The organism is Sphingomonas echinoides, from assembly GCF_029623395.1.
Lineage (GTDB): Bacteria > Pseudomonadota > Alphaproteobacteria > Sphingomonadales > Sphingomonadaceae > Sphingomonas > Sphingomonas echinoides_A.
Map to the genome: position 1 here is coordinate 31,758 of NZ_JAPYKK010000026.1, position 15,534 is coordinate 47,291.

Annotated in this window: 10 protein-coding genes; 8 read left to right on the top strand and 2 right to left on the bottom strand. The window is 65.2% G+C overall.

Going from position 1 to position 15,534, the window contains the following annotated elements; genetic code table 11:
* Positions 1–935 precede the first annotated feature (935 nt).
* The 8 genes from QBJ92_RS14530 (at position 936) to QBJ92_RS14565 (ending at position 11,882) form a co-directional block, all read left to right on the top strand.
* On the top strand, positions 936–3,821 hold the full coding sequence (locus QBJ92_RS14530; RefSeq protein WP_277970418.1) for a TonB-dependent receptor: 2,886 nt from the start codon (positions 936–938) through the stop codon (positions 3,819–3,821).
* Positions 3,822–4,045: 224 nt separating this feature from the next.
* Complete coding sequence (locus tag QBJ92_RS14535; RefSeq protein ID WP_277970419.1) at positions 4,046–5,245, top strand: MFS transporter; 1,200 nt, start codon at positions 4,046–4,048, stop codon at positions 5,243–5,245.
* 108 nt (positions 5,246–5,353) lie between these two features.
* Positions 5,354–5,812 carry a MarR family winged helix-turn-helix transcriptional regulator gene (locus QBJ92_RS14540; RefSeq protein ID WP_277970420.1) on the top strand — a complete coding sequence of 153 codons (459 nt, stop codon included), beginning with the start codon at positions 5,354–5,356 and terminating at the stop codon, positions 5,810–5,812.
* Positions 5,809–7,863: an FUSC family protein gene (locus QBJ92_RS14545; RefSeq protein WP_277970421.1), complete on the top strand. Its 2,055-nt coding sequence runs from the start codon at positions 5,809–5,811 to the stop codon at positions 7,861–7,863. The genes QBJ92_RS14540 and QBJ92_RS14545 overlap by 4 nt, the downstream gene beginning before the upstream one ends.
* Positions 7,860–8,066, top strand: a complete 207-nt coding sequence (locus tag QBJ92_RS14550; RefSeq protein WP_277970422.1) for a DUF1656 domain-containing protein — start codon at positions 7,860–7,862, stop codon at positions 8,064–8,066. The genes QBJ92_RS14545 and QBJ92_RS14550 overlap by 4 nt, the downstream gene beginning before the upstream one ends.
* On the top strand, positions 8,063–8,968 hold the full coding sequence (locus QBJ92_RS14555) for a biotin/lipoyl-binding protein (protein ID WP_277970423.1): 906 nt from the start codon (positions 8,063–8,065) through the stop codon (positions 8,966–8,968). The genes QBJ92_RS14550 and QBJ92_RS14555 overlap by 4 nt, the downstream gene beginning before the upstream one ends.
* Positions 8,965–10,386 carry an efflux transporter outer membrane subunit gene (locus tag QBJ92_RS14560; protein WP_277970424.1) on the top strand — a complete coding sequence of 474 codons (1,422 nt, stop codon included), beginning with the start codon at positions 8,965–8,967 and terminating at the stop codon, positions 10,384–10,386. The genes QBJ92_RS14555 and QBJ92_RS14560 overlap by 4 nt, the downstream gene beginning before the upstream one ends.
* Positions 10,383–11,882 (top strand): MDR family MFS transporter, encoded by a 1,500-nt coding sequence (locus QBJ92_RS14565; protein ID WP_277970425.1) that lies wholly within the window; start codon positions 10,383–10,385, stop codon positions 11,880–11,882. Before QBJ92_RS14560 ends, QBJ92_RS14565 begins: the two co-directional genes overlap by 4 nt.
* Before the next feature lie 110 nt (positions 11,883–11,992).
* On the opposite strand, the gene QBJ92_RS14570 is transcribed toward QBJ92_RS14565, so the two are convergent.
* Positions 11,993–12,388 carry a putative quinol monooxygenase gene (locus tag QBJ92_RS14570; RefSeq protein WP_277970426.1) on the bottom strand — a complete coding sequence of 132 codons (396 nt, stop codon included), beginning with the start codon at positions 12,386–12,388 and terminating at the stop codon, positions 11,993–11,995.
* Positions 12,389–12,716: 328 nt separating this feature from the next.
* Positions 12,717–15,308 (bottom strand): TonB-dependent receptor, encoded by a 2,592-nt coding sequence (locus tag QBJ92_RS14575; RefSeq protein WP_277970427.1) that lies wholly within the window; start codon positions 15,306–15,308, stop codon positions 12,717–12,719.
* Between the last annotated feature and the right edge of the window lie 226 nt (positions 15,309–15,534).

The window sequence follows — 15,534 nt, forward strand, 5'->3', positions numbered from 1 at the left end:
TTTGCAATCCGAATAAATCGTTGGGCACCGACCCTGAACGCCGCCACGCCATGCGGTCTAATTTCGGCTTGCCGCAATTGTTGATGGCGTGGCTCGCGGGAAACCGCACGCTGGCCGAAGGGGAATTTGTCGGGGCGTTGCGAGCGTAAATCCCCAGGTTGGACACCCGAATAGCGAAGCACGGAAAGCGCGATCGCATGGTCCCGCTTTGCAAACGGGTCGCGATGTAATCCTTTACATTAAAAATAGATGAACATACTCAACGCGTAAGTTTGGCGCTCAGACGTCGCAGAGGGAGAGGCCGGCGTGGTCACAACGAAGGCTGCCGTTACCATAGCGCGCTGTGGTTCGACACGTCGCTCAAGCGCGCCAAAACGCAAAATAAGGGCCGCAGCCCGCCGTGGGTGGTGCACGGCAAAAGCTTCCCGCAAGATGATAAGCATTCCTCGTCACGCCCCCGCAGCGATCGATTCAGGGCTTCGCTGATGGCGTCGCGGTACGCCTCCGATCCGTACAACCCGGCACTTGTTCCGATGGCATTATGCAAAGCGGACCGTTCAGCGTCTCGTCGAATGACCGAGACACTGGGTCGCCTACCGCTCATTCCGCCAGGATAAGAAGTAAGACGACGTTGCCGGAGGCAACAGTACGTCGACCGTTCTTATCGGCCGCACTCAAATCACCGGAGGTTGCAATGCTCAGAATGCCTCCGTGAGAAAGGACATTGATCGGCAAGATGTCGATGAAGTGAATATATCAACAACATCACCTGGAATGTCTGTGCCTTTCTATTGCTAAAAATATGCAATGGCGCGGGAGTCTGTCCTGCCACGGTGCCAGACTAGTTCCAGGATCGCAGATCATCGGGCGGCAACAAGCTCGAGATAACTACAAACTGAATGGGCTCAGGATTGCCCGATACCGGGAGAGGGATTATGAAGTTTCGTTCCGCACGAGTTTGCCTGCTGATCGGCAGCGCTCTCGTCACCACGCCGGCGTTCGCGCAGGATGTCACCGCGCCCACACCAGGATCGGTGCAGGACAGCGCTACCGCGCAACCGCTGGAACCGACCCCGACGGCCGCTGAGCCGGGTCAGGATACGCCCGCACCCGGCGAGGACATCGTCGTCACCGGAATTCGCAGCAGTCTCGCCAATTCGGCACGCGTGAAGCGCGACGCACAGCAAATCGTCGACAGCATCAGCGCGGAAGACGTCGGGAAATTCCCCGATTCCAATATCGCTGAATCGCTCCAACGCATTACCGGCGTCGCGATCGACCGATCGGGCGGCGAAGGCCAGTTCATCACCGTTCGCGGCCTTGGGCCGGAATTCAATACCGTTCTGGTCAACGGTCGCGTCATGGCGACCGACAATCCCGGACGCGAATTCTCGTTCGACGTTCTCTCGTCCAACATGATCCAGCGTACCGACGTGTTCAAATCGAACGTGCCCGAACTGCAGGAAGGCGGCATCGGGGCCACGGTCAATATCATTACCGCACGTCCGCTGTCGGGACGCAGCGGGTTCCACTTCGCGGCATCGGCGGGCGCCATTTACGATACGTTGCGCGAGAAGGCCGGGCCGGATGGATCGGCTACCGCTTCGTGGACCAATCCCAACAAGACCTTCGGCGTCGTCCTGTCGGGGTCGTACACAAAGCGCAAGAACCAGGACGATTCCATCGCGATCGACGGGTGGATCAACGGCCGGCCCGATATCATCTCGGTGATCGGCGGCACGCCGACATTGATCACCGGCGCAGACCCGCGATACCCGGTGTCGGGCAACGTCAACGTTCCCCAGAGCCTCTATTATCAGCGCACGCAGGAACAGCGTGAGCGGATCAATCTGGCGGGTGCGGTCCAGTTCAAGCCGACCGACACGCTCGAATTTACCGTCGACGGCGTCTACTCGAAGTTCAACGTGTCGGGGGAAGTCCGCCGGCTCGATAACTTTCTGGCCGCGCCCTATTATCAGCCGACGTTCGACGGGAATAGGACCGCGACCAGTCTAAGCATGATCGGCGGCGACTTCATCGCCCAGAACCCGCAGTTCCTGGCGGACAACCGCGACCGGCTGACCAACAACGGCCTCAATTCGAAGGTCGACCACGTCTACAACCTGACGAATCGCCAATCCGAGAGCTATCAGATCGGCGGCAACGTCAAATGGAACCCGTCGAGCAACGTCGAAGTCCGGCTCGATGCGTCGGTCACGGGCGCGAACCGCGTTTCGCCGAACCAGTATCTCGTGATCGGCGCGTTGCTGCCCTACAACTATCAGTTCAATCTCAATCCCGGCCAGTTGCCGACCGCGTCGTTCGACAATTCCATCATCAACGATCCCAACCGGATGCGCCTGCATTACATGGGGATCGATACCAATCGATCGCGCGATCGAGGTTCGGAATTCCATCTCGATACGAAGTATCAGGTGGACAATTCGATCCTGAAGTCGGTGTTGATCGGTGGCTCCTACACCGAACGGCGCAAGGTCAACCGGTCGTTCAACAACAGCGATTCGAGCTGCACCTATTGCGGGTATCAGGTCCCGATCGCTCAAGGCCTTCTGGAATCGTATGATTGGCAGAACTTCCAGGGTGGCGGTCGGAACATTCCGCCTTCGCTGTTCCAGTTCGATCCGCAGGCGTTCCTTGCCTATCTGAATGACCCAGCCACGCTGTCGATCCCGACCAACGGCCGAACACCCGCGCAACAGGCCGCATTCGCGCAACAGGCGCTCGCGCTTCCGGGCGGACCGTTCGGGGTCCGCGAGCAGCTCCGCGGAACGGTCAACGTCCAGGAGCGGTTGACCGCAGGGTACATCAGCATGCAGTTCGGCGGCCCGCGCTGGTCGGGCAACGTCGGCGTCCGCGTCGTCAGGACGCAAGTCCTGTCCGCCGGCTTCGACACGCCCGTCACGAGCATCGCCAACACGCCGGGGGATGACACGCTGCAATACACCTATGGTCCACCAACGGCGGTGTCGGTGAGCAACAGCTACGTCAACGCACTGCCGTCGGCGAACATCCGGTACAACGTCACCGACAAGCTGCTCGCGCGGGCTGCGTTCTCACAGACGGTGACCCGCCCGACGCTGACCGATCTTGGCGTGAACAACGATTTCGGTGGCCGAATTTCGGTGCCGCAGTCCAGCGGCGGCAACCCGAACCTGCTGCCCTTCCGGTCGACCAACTACGATGTCTCGCTCGAATGGTATGTCACCCCCGTCAGCTATTTCAGCGTGGGTGCATTCCACAAGGACCTCAGCGATTTCCTTGAACTCCAGACGCTGCCGGTCAACCGGTTCGGTCGCGTGTTCCAGGATACCCGCACGCGCAACGGACAAACCGGCTACATCCGCGGCGTCGAGGTGGGGGCGCAATATGCATTCGACTGGCTGCCGGGATTTGCGTCGGGCTTCGGCGTCACCGGCAACTATACGTACGTGAACAGCAAGGTGGAGCGCGATCAAACTCTCACGGACTATGACTGCGGGTACAACGGCCTGTCGCCGCATTCGGCCAACGGCAGCGTCTTTTACGAGAAGTACGGCATTTCGGCACGGACGTCGTACAACTGGCGTTCGGATTACCTGCGGCAGTGCCGGTCGAGCCAGGGACGACCGCGCAACCGCTCGTCTTATGGGCAGCTCGACTTCAATGTTGCCTATGACCTGACCCGCAACTTCCAGGTCTATGTTCAGGGCGTCAACGTCACGAACACGCGGGTGAGCGAATGGTCGGCGATCGAAGACCGGTTCCTGCTGCTCCAGGAAACGGGTGCACGGTACAACTTCGGGGTACGGGTCAAGTTCTGATCCGGTCTCGCGACCGAGCGACCTGATGGGGATCCCGATAGTCGGGTTCGTGAAGCGCGTATCCTTGGGGATGCGGGCGGCATCACGAACCTGCTATCGGGAACCTCTGATAGCCGGTTCAAGTCTCGCGGTTGCAACTTGTCCGTGGCACGACCACATCCACGGCGACCAGCGGAGTGCAAGAGCACCGGCGCGGAGGGGATATCCCATCAAGGACTTCCCGCATGACGAGCGCCCAGGATGCGATCGCCGCTAATCCCGTCACCGTGACGCCAAAGACCGCGTATCTGGCAGAAATTGCGCTCGCTCTTGGCGGCTTTGCGCTCGGAACGGGTGAGTTTGCGTCGATGGGACTGCTACCCAACGTCGCAAATGACGTCCACGTCAGCGTTCCCATCGCCGGTCACATGATCAGCGCCTATGCGCTCGGCGTCGTGGTGGGAGCGCCCCTGCTGACGGTGCTGTTTGCACGAGTCGGACGACGGGCGATGCTGATCGGCCTCATGATCTTTTTCGCGGTCGCCAATCTGCTGTGTGCGGTCGCCTCCAGCTATGCCCTCATCGTCGCCGCGCGGTTTCTCGCCGGACTGCCGCATGGTGCGTATTTCGGGATCGCCGCGCTGGTCGCCGCATCGCTGGTGCCGGTCGAGAAACGGGCGCAGGCCGTCGCACGGGTGATGCTTGGGTTGAGTTTTGCCAACATCGTTGGCGTCCCGTTTGCCACTTGGGTCGGTCAGGCCGCGGGCTGGCGTGCGGCGTTTGGCGTCGTTGCGGTGATCGGCTTGGCAACCGCGATCCTGTGCCGGGTTGCGCTCAACCCCACACCCGCGCCCGACAATGCGAGCCCGCTGACCGAACTCGGCGCGCTCAAGCGCGGCCAGATCTGGCTGACGCTCGGCATCGCCGCGATCGGGTTCGGCGGGGTCTTTGCGGTCTACAGCTATATCACCCCGCTGCTGACGGAAATCTCCGGCATGACCGAAGCGCGCGTGCCTTTGGTTCTGTCGGTCATCGGGATGGGGATGGTCGCCGGGAGCCTGTTCGGCGGCTGGCTGGCCGATCGGGGCGTGATGCGCGCGATCTTCGTGACGCTGGCGCTCAACGTCGTTGCGCTTGGCCTGATCCCTGTCACCGCGCCCTCGGTCATCGCAGTGACGGTCAATATGTTCTTCGTCGGTTTCGCGGCGTTGTCGATGGGGGCTCCATTGCAGACCCGCCTGATGGATATCGCCGCCGATGCCCAGGCGCTTGCCGCCGCGCTCAACCACAGCGCGTTCAACATCGCCAACGCGCTTGGCGCATGGCTCGGCGGGGTCGCGATTGCGGCGGGGCTGGGTTGGACCTCGACCGGCGCGATCGGCGTTCTGCTGGCGCTCGGTGGCGTCGTGATTGCGGTCGCGGCGTGGAGGACGAGCAAGCGTTGATCGAGCGCTTGGACATACCGAGCGATCTGCGCTCAGGGAGAATAGGGCTAGCCCAACAATAAATCTTGCCGTGCTGCATTGCAGCATCGCGAAATCATATTACTTAGCATGCTAATGATTCCTCCGCGATCCACTCTCGAGTCGTCCTACGCGCGCACCCTCCTGCCGCTTGCGCGGATGTGGCGGAAGGCGGCGGATCGTGCGCTCAGCGGCATGGGGCTGTCCGCCTCGATCGGCTGGGCACTGATCCAGGTCGGTCGACTGGGGGACGACGTGCGCCAAACCGATCTGGCGAACGAGCTCGACGTCACGCAGGCCTCGCTGGTCCGGTCGGTCGACCAGATGGTCGAGGGGGGATGGGTTGAACGCCACCGCGATCCCGACGACGCGCGGGTCAGCCGGATCCGGCTGACGGCGCAAGGCCGTGCGCTGGTCACGACGATCGAAGCGACACTCGAAAGCCTGCGACGGACGATGCTCGACGGCGTCAGCGACGAAGACCTTTCGACCGCGCTCCGCGTCGCCGAGCGGGTCGGCGCGCGCTTCCAGCAAGGCCGCGCCCGATGATCGGGGCACGGTTCGGCAGCCGGGAAGCGCTGTTCGCAGTGAAATGCTTCGTCGCGGCGATCCTCGCTTATTACATCGCGCTGCGGATCGGTCTGACGCGTCCGTATTGGGCGGTGACGACGTCCTATATCGTCGCGCAGCCGCTTGCCGGCGCCGTGCTGTCCAAGGCGGTGTTCCGGGTCGCGGGCACGGTGCTCGGCGCGATCGCGGCGGTGGTGCTGGTGCCCAATCTGGTCAACGCGCCCGAACTGCTGTCGCTTGGGCTGGCGCTGTGGCTGGGGCTTTGCCTCTACATCTCGCTGCTCGACCGGACCCCGCGCGCCTATCTGTTCCTGCTGGCAGGGTATACCGCGAGCATCATCGGCTTTCCTTCCGTCGATGCGCCCGGTGCGATCTTCACGACGGCGGCGTTGCGCGTCCAGGAGATCACGATCGGCATCCTGTGCGGGAGTTTGATCCACGGCCTGGTCTTCCCGCAGACCGTGACCGCGACCTTGCTGGCGCGGATCGACACGATCCTCGGCGACGCGGAACGCTGGTCGCGCGATTCGCTGGCGGGCGAGGCGGACGCCGCGCTCGACCGGGACCGTCGCCGCCTCGCGCTTGATATCAACGAGTTGCACCAGCTTTCCATCCATCTTCCGTTCGATACGGCACGGTTGCTGCCGCGCGTGCGCACGCTGCGCGCGCTCCAGGCCGAACTGTCGATGCTGCTGCCGCTCGCCAGCGCGGTCGACGACCGCATCGGGGAGTTGCTGCGCAGTGCCGACGCGCCGCGGCCCGAGGCGCTCGCGCTGATCGAGGACGTTCGCGACTGGTTGCGTGATCCGCCTTCCACCGCAGACCGCAGCGCGACCGCGGACGCCTTGATCGCGCGCGCCCGCGCGCTCGAACCGACCCCCGCGCCGTCGATGATCTGGCGTGATGCGCTCCGGCTCAGCTTGCTCGCGCGCCTCGCCGAGCTGATCGACGCGCATCGCAACGCGCGCGACCTGCGCGACCAGATGCGCTCGCCGTCGCGCGCGCCCGTAACGCCGGGGGTCGCTGCGTTGCTCAAGCGCACTGCGCGGCGTCCGCTCCATCGCGATCGCGGGATTGCCGTGCGCGCGGCTGGCGGGACGGTTGCGACGATCCTGCTCGGCTGCGCTTTCTGGATCGGGACGGGCTGGTCGGACGGGGCGGGGGCCGTACTGATCGCAGGGGTCTGCTGCGCGTTGTTCGGCAATAGCGACGATCCCGCACCCGCGATCATGGCGTTCTTCTACGGAACGATCCTCGGGCTTGCCGTGGCCGCCGTCTATGCGTTCGCGATCCTGCCGCGCGTAACCGACTTCGTTACGCTCGCCGCGGTCCTTGCACCGCCGATGCTTCTCGGCGGAATGTTCCTCGCACGTCCGTCGACTTTGCTGATCACGCTCGGCGCATTGCTTGGCGGGCTCAACACGGTCGGTCTTAACGATCGCTTCGGGGGGAGCTTCGATGCGTTTCTCAACGGCGGGATTTCGCAGCTGGTGGGGACGTTCTTCGCGGTCGTCACCGTCGGCCTGTTCCAGACGATCGGCGCGGATACCAGCGCGCGCCGCCTTATCCGCGCGGGCTGGCGCGAGCTCGCGGCCCGCAGCGATTTGCGCGGGCAGCCCGATGCGGCCGGATGGGTCGCGCGGATGCTCGACCGGATCGGGCTGCTCGCGCCGCGCCTCGCGCTGCAGGGCGAGGATCCGGGGAAGCCGCTGCTCGATGCGCTCGCCGATCTGCGCGTCGGCGTCGCGGTCGGCGAGTTGCGGCAGCTACGGCTCGATGGATCGGAGACCGAAGACGCCCTGATCACCCCGGTGCTGCGCGGCGTGGGCACGCATTACCGCGCCTTGCGACCGAACGAGCCCGCGCCCCCGGAACCGGACCTGCTCGCGGGGATCGATCGCGCGCTGACCGGTTTCGGGGCGAGCCTGCCGGAGCGGCGTCGCAGTGGCGTGCTCGCGCTGACGTCGCTGCGCCGCAACCTGTTCCCGCAGGCGCTTGCCTATCAACCGGGCGTGGAGGTGACGACATGATCGGTGAAGTCTCGATCGGTGGCGTGTTCCTGCCGACCATCCTGTTGCTGGGCGTTGCGGCCTTGCTGCTGACCGGCGTGGTGTCGCGCCTGCTCGGCTTTGCCGGGGTGTACCGCCTGGTCGCCTATCGACCGCTCGTCGACGTCGCCTTGTTCATCCTTCTCCTCGGGCTGCTTGCCCTGCTGACCGGACTTTCCGCATGACCTCCGCCCGCCTGAAATCGCTGATCGCCCCGCTTGGCCGGTCCGCCGTCACCCTGATCATCGTCGCGCTCGCGGTGCTGGTCGCGATCTGGCTGTGGCGGCGGTACGAGACCGATCCGTGGACACGCGACGGCCGCATTCGCGCGGACATCGTGCGCGTGACGCCCGACGTCGCGGGGCTGGTGACGCAAGTCGCGGTCCATGACAATCAGGCGGTCAAGCCCGGCGACGTGCTGTTCGTGGTCGATCGCCCGCGCTTTGAACTGACGCTCGCGCAATCCGACGCGTCGATAGCGAGCGCTCGTGCGACGCTGCTGCAGGCACGGCGCGAGGCGCAACGCGATCTCGCGCTCGGCGATCTGGTCGCGAAGGAAACGCACGAACAGAATGTCGCGCGCGTCGCCACCGCGTCGGCGGCGCTGGCGCAGGCGCAGAGCGCGCGCTCGACCGCCGCGCTCAATCTCGCGCGGACGACGGTGCGTGCGACGGTGCACGGGATCGTCACCAACCTCGATCTCCACCCCGGCGACTATATCGCGGCAGGCGCGCAGGCGATGGCGCTGGTCGACACCGACTCGCTTCGCGTCGAGGGGTATTTCGAGGAGACCAAGCTCGGCGGGATCCACCTCGGCGATCCGGTCATCGTCCATCTGATGGGCGAGCCGCGTGCGTTGCACGGGCGCGTCGACAGCATCGCCGCCGGGATCAACGACAGCGAGCGGACCAACACGTCCAACCTGTTGCCCAACGTCAACCCGACCTTCAGCTGGGTCCGGCTGGCGCAGCGCATTCCGGTGCGGGTCAAGCTGGGTCAAGTCCCGGCGGGCATCCCGCTGATCGTCGGGCGGACCGCGACGGTGACGGTCGAGCAGAAGGCCGGTCAGCCGGTGGTGGTGGCATGACGGGCTTTCGGACCGCACCGCGCAGGACGCTGCCCGCGCTGATCGCGCTGGCGCTGGCGGGGTGCACCACCGCGGGGCCGAACTATGCGCTTCCGGAGGCGGCAGTGGTCAATCGCCCGTCCGCGCAGAACAGCTTTGACAGCGGGCACGAGAAGGTGTTCGCCGACGTGCCGCTGCCCGATCGCTGGTGGCAGCTTTACGGCGACGCGCGGCTCGACGGTTTCGTCACCGAGGCGCTGGCCGCGAACACGGATCTGCGCGCGGCGGATGCGAACCTGCGCCGCGCGGACGCGGTGGTCGCGGAGGTCGCGGCGGGGCGGACGCTGTCGACGCTGCTGGGTGGCGGAACCTCGGTCGATCGCCTGACGACGACCGGCGGGTCGCTGCCGGGTACGCTCGATTACAACCTCGGCATTTCGCTCGCCTATCCGCTCGACCTGTCGGGGCGGATCCGGCGCGGGATCGAGGCGGCGCAGGGCGATGCGGAGGCCGTCGCCGCCGCCCGCGACACGGTCCGCGTGACCGTCGCCGCGGAGACCGCGCGCAGCTACGCCGCCGCCTGCACCGCCAACATGGTGCTTGCCGCTAACAACCGGATCCTCGCGCTGCAACGCCGGACGCTCGTCGTAACACAGCGGTTGCAGCGCGGCGGTCGCGGCACCGCGTTCGACGTTACCCGCGCGCGCTCGGCAGTCGAGCAGAGCGCGGCGCTGATCCCGACGCAGGTCGCGACCCGCACCGCCGCGCTATACCGGCTCGCGACGCTGATGGGTCGCACGCCCGCGGATTACCCGCGTGACGTCGCGACCTGCGCGCGGCCGCCCGCGCTTAACCGCCCGCTGCCGATCGGTGACGGCGCGGCGTTGATCCGCCGCCGCCCCGATATCCGCGGCGCCGAACGCACGCTCGCCGCCGCGACCGCGCGGATCGGCGTAGCGACGGCGAACCTGTATCCGCAGGTGAGCCTGAGCGGCTCGGCGGGCTTCACCGGCCCGGTATCGGCTTTGGGGTCGGGCAACGCCTTCCACCTCGGGCTGGGGCCGCTGATCAGCTGGAGCTTCCCCAACCGTCCGGTCGTCCGTGCGCAGATCGCGCAGGCGGGCGCGTCCGCCGACCAGGCGCTGGCGCAGTTCGATTCGACCACGCTCGAGGCGCTGCGCCAGACCGAGACGGCGTTGTCGGCCTATGCACGCGAGGCCGACCGCAATGCGGCGCTGTCACGCGCGCAGGCGAGTGCGGCGACCGCGGCGGATCAAGCGGGGCGGCTTTACCGCTTCGGGCGGACCGACTTCCTGTCGCTGCTGACCGCGCAGGCCGCGCTGACCACGGCGCAGGCCAATCTCGCAGCGTCCGACGCCTTGTTGGTCGATCGCCAGGTCGACGTGTTCAAGGCGCTCGGCGGGGGGTGGCAGGCATGAGGCTGCGGCGCCGCGGGCTGGCCGCGATCAACAGTGAAATCCGCGACGGTATTCTGCCTGCCGCTGGCACGATCGCGCAGGTCGCGAAGGAACCGGGCACCGTCCCACACACGCCGCGCAACTACCGCGTCACCGCACTGATCATCGCTTGCGCGTTGTTCATGGAGCAAATGGACGCGACCGTGCTCGCCACCGCCTTGCCGACAATGGCGCGCGATTTCGGCGTTCCTGCGACCAGCATGGGGTCGGCGCTCACCTCCTATCTGCTCGCGCTGGCGATCTTCATCCCGGCGAGCGGGCGGCTTGCGGACCGGTTCGGATCGCGCACCGTGTTTCGCGCGGCGATCCTGATCTTCGTCGGCGGATCGATGCTGTGCGGGTTCGCCACCAGCCTGCCGTTCATGATGGCGGCGCGCTTCCTGCAAGGGCTGGGCGGCGCGATGATGATCCCGATCGGACGGCTCGTCCTGCTGCGCAGCGTCGCCAAGGAGGATATGGTCCAGGCGATGTCGTGGCTGATCATGCCCGCGCTGATCGGCCCGATCCTCGGGCCACCGGTGGGCGGTGCGATCGTCACCTATCTCGACTGGCGCTGGATCTTCTATCTCAACGTGCCGATCGGGTTGCTCGGCGTAGTGCTGGTGACGCGCTACATTGGGAACGTGCGGGAGGATCGCCCTGCGAAATTCGACGTTCCCGGGTTCCTGCTGTCGGGCGTGTCGCTCGGCTGCCTGTTGTTCGGGTTCGAAATGACGAGCCGGACTGGGGAATTGGCGCAGGCGCTGATCCTGATCGGGATCGGGTTGGTCTCCGGCATCCTGTATATCCGCCACGCCAAGCGCCGGGCGGACCCGATCCTCGACCTGTCGCTGATGCGGATCCCGTCGTTCCGCCTGTCGGTGATCGGCGGGTCGCTGACGCGCATCACGCAGGGCGCGCAGCCGTTCCTGCTGCCGATGATGCTGCAACTGGGGTTCGGGATGACCGCGGCGGCGAGTGGGGCGATCACCGTGGCGGGGGCGATCGGCTCGCTGTGCATGAAGGGGCTGGCCCCACGCCTGCTGCGGCGGTTCGGCTTTCGCAACAGCCTGATCGTCGGGGGGATCGGTGCGAGCGCGGGCTATGCGGTGTGCGGGCTGTTCCGGCCCGACTGGCCGATCCCGGCGATCTTCGGCGTGCTGATGCTGTCGGGCTTCTTCATGTCGTTCCAGTTCTCGGCCTATAACACGATCGCCTATGACGAGATTCCGTCGACCCGGATGAGCAGCGCGACCAGTTTCTACGCGACGTTCCAGCAGTTGATGCTGTCGCTCGGCATCTGCGTCGGCGCGGCGTCGCTCCATGTCGGGATGCTGGGGTCGGGACGGGGGACGCCGGTGCTCAGCGACTTTTCGCTGGCATTCTTCGTGGTCACCGCGGTCTCCGCCTCCGCGACGATATGGAACCGACGCTTCGCGCGCGATGCGGGGTCAGAACTCAGCGGGCATCACGCGTAAGGTCGGTGGTTCGACCCAAGTTGCCGACACTCCGCGCGTCCGGCCCGCTTACCAGCTTCGGACGTTCGTTCCGGTGCGCACTACAGCCGCTGAAGATCGGGGGCGCTCGTTCACCGGCAGGTGTCGATCGGCCCCGCCGCCCCGGCCTTGGAGCACAATAGAATCGGCGTCGCCTCGATCAACTTCAACGACTTTATCATCCGTTCGGTCAGCGTTTTATACTTCAAGAAATGCGGCGATCTGATGTGCGCCTCATAGGCGGCCTGATCCGCGTAGACCTCTAGCAGGCGGATATGGGTCGGCTCGGTCGCGATCGCGGCGGAGTGCAGCATGAGTACGCCGGGCTCGAGCCGCACCGACGCTTCCTGCTCCTCGGCCAGAAGGGTCTTGTAGGCGGCGAGTTGGCCGGGATCGATCTCGATCTCGGCGATCCGAACCTTCGGTGGCGCGTTGGCGGCGTTCGCGTCGGTGGCTGAAAGGGGCAGGATCGTAGCGGCGATGGCCATCAGGATTTTCCTCATCGCAACGTTTCCCGTCCACTCTGACACGCGTCGATGTCGTTGCGTAGGCACACCATTGAGCCGCTACGATGCCATCGGACACGGCATTGCGCCAGCCTCACTCGCTACCTTCGCCCGCCGCGCGACATGAACAAGGTTCCGACGACTGCGCCCGGCGCCCAGGAGTCACCAAGCCGAGTCCCGCCACGGTGCAACAATCCTATGCTCTCGACGCGCTCGCTCACCCCCAAGCGCAACGGCAGCATTCGGGCGGCTCGGGTCGCGGTGGCGGCGTCTGTCCCGGTGGGATGCGCCGCCACGATGACGGCTGTCCTCAATAAGCGGCAGACACCGTCAGGAACCACTGCCGCGGCGCGATCGGATAGGCTGACCAGCTGTTGGTGGCGGATCCGACCGACAGCGTCGACACACCCTTCTTGTCCAGCAAATTGGTGACGTTCAGCGAGACTTCCAGCTTGCGCAGCGGAAGCCGTCCGTCCGGCACCTTCGCCGCAAGGCGAAGCGACGTCAGGAAGTAGGACGATACGCTCGCGTCATTGGTGAAGGTGGCGAACCGCTGGCCGACAAAATCGCCGATGACCTGCGCTTCGAACGGCCCCTGTGCGAGTGTGGCAACGGTCTTGTTCATCCACTTCGGGGTGCCCGGAAGCTGCTTGCCACACGTCGGCACGACGCCGGCGGTCACGAGGTAGCCACCGATGCACGTACCCGTCGCGGCGCCGATTCCCGATGCCGTCGAGGTATAGTCGCTCTGATACTTCGACAGATTGTACGATGCCGCATTGTAGAGCGTGAAGGTGCGCCCGAAGTGCAGCGTGAACGCCGCGTCGACGCCGTCGGTATGCACCGCACCGACGTTGACCAGGATCGAGGTGCCGCCGGTGATCCCGCCGCCCGCGATGCCGCCCGGATTGGTCGAGATCGCCAGCAGGCGGTTGTTGAACACGACGTGATAGTAATTCACCTGCGCCTCCAACCCGCTGAGCAGGCCGTCGAAGCTGCGGTGGCTCCGGACGCCGCCTTCATAGGTCCAGCTGCTCTCGGGCTTGCCCTCCTGCGCGAACGCGTCGAACGCCGCCTGGCTGCCGGTGAACCAGGGTCCGCCACCGCCCGCGAGATAGGCCTGATATTGCCGCAAGTTCTTCTGCACGTTGAAATAGAGCTGTTCGTTGCGCGTCAGATCATAAGTCGCGCCCGCCGAGGGCAGGAACCAGCGCAGCGTATCGATCCGCCCCTGCGGCAGCCCGCCGGTGAGCCCCGACAGCGAGCCCAGCACCGGCTGCACCGGGAAACGGCCGTCAGCCCATTGCGCGCTGGTCTTTAACCCCGCCTGGAGCAGCAGCCGATCGGTCGCTTGCCAGGTATCCTGCAGATGAAGCTGCAACTGGTTGATCCGCGCCTCACCCTGATATTGCGTGAAGAGCGGCTGTGCGACCTCGAGCGGGCGAATGTAGGGCGTGCTTGCATTGGGGTTGGTGACGTCGACCCCGTACCAGCGGCGCCACTGCGTCGTGCTGTTATGTTCGAACCAACCGCCGAATTCGATCGTATGCGCACCGAACGTGGCATTGATCGCCGAGATCACGCCGCCGCGGTCGATGCGATATTCGGTAGTGCGCGTCACGAGCCCGGACCCACCGGTCGCGGCGAGCAGGGCAGCACCGGCTGCGCGCTGCTGCGCGGCCGTACGCGCGGTGCAGGCAGCGGGCGCGACGCCGTTGCTGTTCGCGCCGAAGCGGCAGTTGGCCGGCAAGCTTGCATAGCCCGGATCGAGATAGGGCTGGATCGTGGTGATCGACTGGCCGAGCGGCCCGGCGACGACGCCGACACCGTCATTGTGATGGTAATAGCCCGTCGTCGACCATGTCACGTTCGACGAGAGATGCGCGTCGTAGCGTAGATAGCCGAGGAAGTCGGTGCGCTGCGCGTCCGAATAATAGTTGCGGTAATTGCTGCCGACAGCCGTCGGCGAATTGCCCTGCGCGCTGAGGTACGACGTCCGATACGTGGTGAAATCGGGATAGAAGAACGGCTTGGTATACGGCGTGTAGAGTTGCACTGCGGTGGCGGTGCCGCCTGCTGACGGCTTGAAGAAGACGGTCGCGTCCTCGTTCGGCTGCGTCATGTCGTTATAGTCGAAATAGGCCGTCAGCTTGCCGATGCGGTCGTCATGGACGAATTTGGCGTTGACCTGATAGCCGCCCTGCTTGCCGTTGAAATCCCAGGCGCGCGCGTCCTGGCGTGCCGCCGAGACATAGGCCGTATTCCCGTTGCCGAACGTCCCACTGTCGATCCGCACGAAGCTGCGCGAGGTCGAATAGCTGCCGACGGTCTGCGCCGCCTGCACACCGAACGTCTTCAGCGGATCGGACGAATAGGTTTCGACCGTTCCGCCGAGGTTGCTGTTCGAGGCGGTGGCAAGGTCGCCCGCGCCGGTCGACACAACGACCCGGCCGACATTCTCAGAGATGACCGCGCGTTGCGGAGCGAGGCCGTTGTAATTGCCATAGCTCTGGTCGCCGAGCGGCAGCCCGTCCATCGTATAGCCGAGCTGTTGCGCGTTGAAGCCGTGGATGAAGATCTGCGCGTTCTGCTCGTTATACCCCCAGGGATCAGCGGTGATGTAGAGCACGCCGGGCAGGGTAGCGATTGCCTTGAGCGGCGAGATACCCGGCAGAATTTTCTGCATTTCGGTGCCGGGCAGCGCGGTTGCCGAGCGGGTCGCCTTGCCGGTGACGACGATCGTCTGCCCCGCGTCATCGTCGACAGGCGACGCGTCGGGGGCGGCGGGCGCTGGTTCCGCGACCGGTGCGGCAGGCACGGTCTCGGCATGGGCAGGCGTGAACTGAAGGCCAGCCAACAGGCTTGCGGCGAGTGCGAGTTTCGACACAGATGATTTCGTCATGGAGGCCCCCGTTTTGTGCTGCTGCACTTGATCGCGGCCGTAGGGGGCTTCCGTTACAGTTGGAGGGCAGTTTTCCGGAGATATCATGACGATACGGCGACAAATCCGTGACACGTGGCTTGACGCTCTACCGTGCGTGATCGAACTGCAGCATCAAATGGCACGACGCATGCTCGACCATCGCGATCATCTCGGCGCAGCAGTGGAAGGCCGTGTTCGGCGCCGA

What these genes read in the sequence shown, in the direction of transcription:
- QBJ92_RS14575 (WP_277970427.1), bottom strand. Translation starts at nt 15,308, where the DNA reads ATGACGAAATCATCTGTGTCGAAACTCGCACTCGCCGCAAGCCTGTTG.
- QBJ92_RS14535 (WP_277970419.1), top strand. Translation starts at nt 4,046, where the DNA reads ATGACGAGCGCCCAGGATGCGATCGCCGCTAATCCCGTCACCGTGACG.
- QBJ92_RS14540 (WP_277970420.1), top strand. Translation starts at nt 5,354, where the DNA reads ATGCTAATGATTCCTCCGCGATCCACTCTCGAGTCGTCCTACGCGCGC.
- QBJ92_RS14545 (WP_277970421.1), top strand. Translation starts at nt 5,809, where the DNA reads ATGATCGGGGCACGGTTCGGCAGCCGGGAAGCGCTGTTCGCAGTGAAA.
- QBJ92_RS14570 (WP_277970426.1), bottom strand. Translation starts at nt 12,388, where the DNA reads ATGGCCATCGCCGCTACGATCCTGCCCCTTTCAGCCACCGACGCGAAC.
- QBJ92_RS14560 (WP_277970424.1), top strand. Translation starts at nt 8,965, where the DNA reads ATGACGGGCTTTCGGACCGCACCGCGCAGGACGCTGCCCGCGCTGATC.
- QBJ92_RS14565 (WP_277970425.1), top strand. Translation starts at nt 10,383, where the DNA reads ATGAGGCTGCGGCGCCGCGGGCTGGCCGCGATCAACAGTGAAATCCGC.
- QBJ92_RS14550 (WP_277970422.1), top strand. Translation starts at nt 7,860, where the DNA reads ATGATCGGTGAAGTCTCGATCGGTGGCGTGTTCCTGCCGACCATCCTG.
- QBJ92_RS14530 (WP_277970418.1), top strand. Translation starts at nt 936, where the DNA reads ATGAAGTTTCGTTCCGCACGAGTTTGCCTGCTGATCGGCAGCGCTCTC.
- QBJ92_RS14555 (WP_277970423.1), top strand. Translation starts at nt 8,063, where the DNA reads ATGACCTCCGCCCGCCTGAAATCGCTGATCGCCCCGCTTGGCCGGTCC.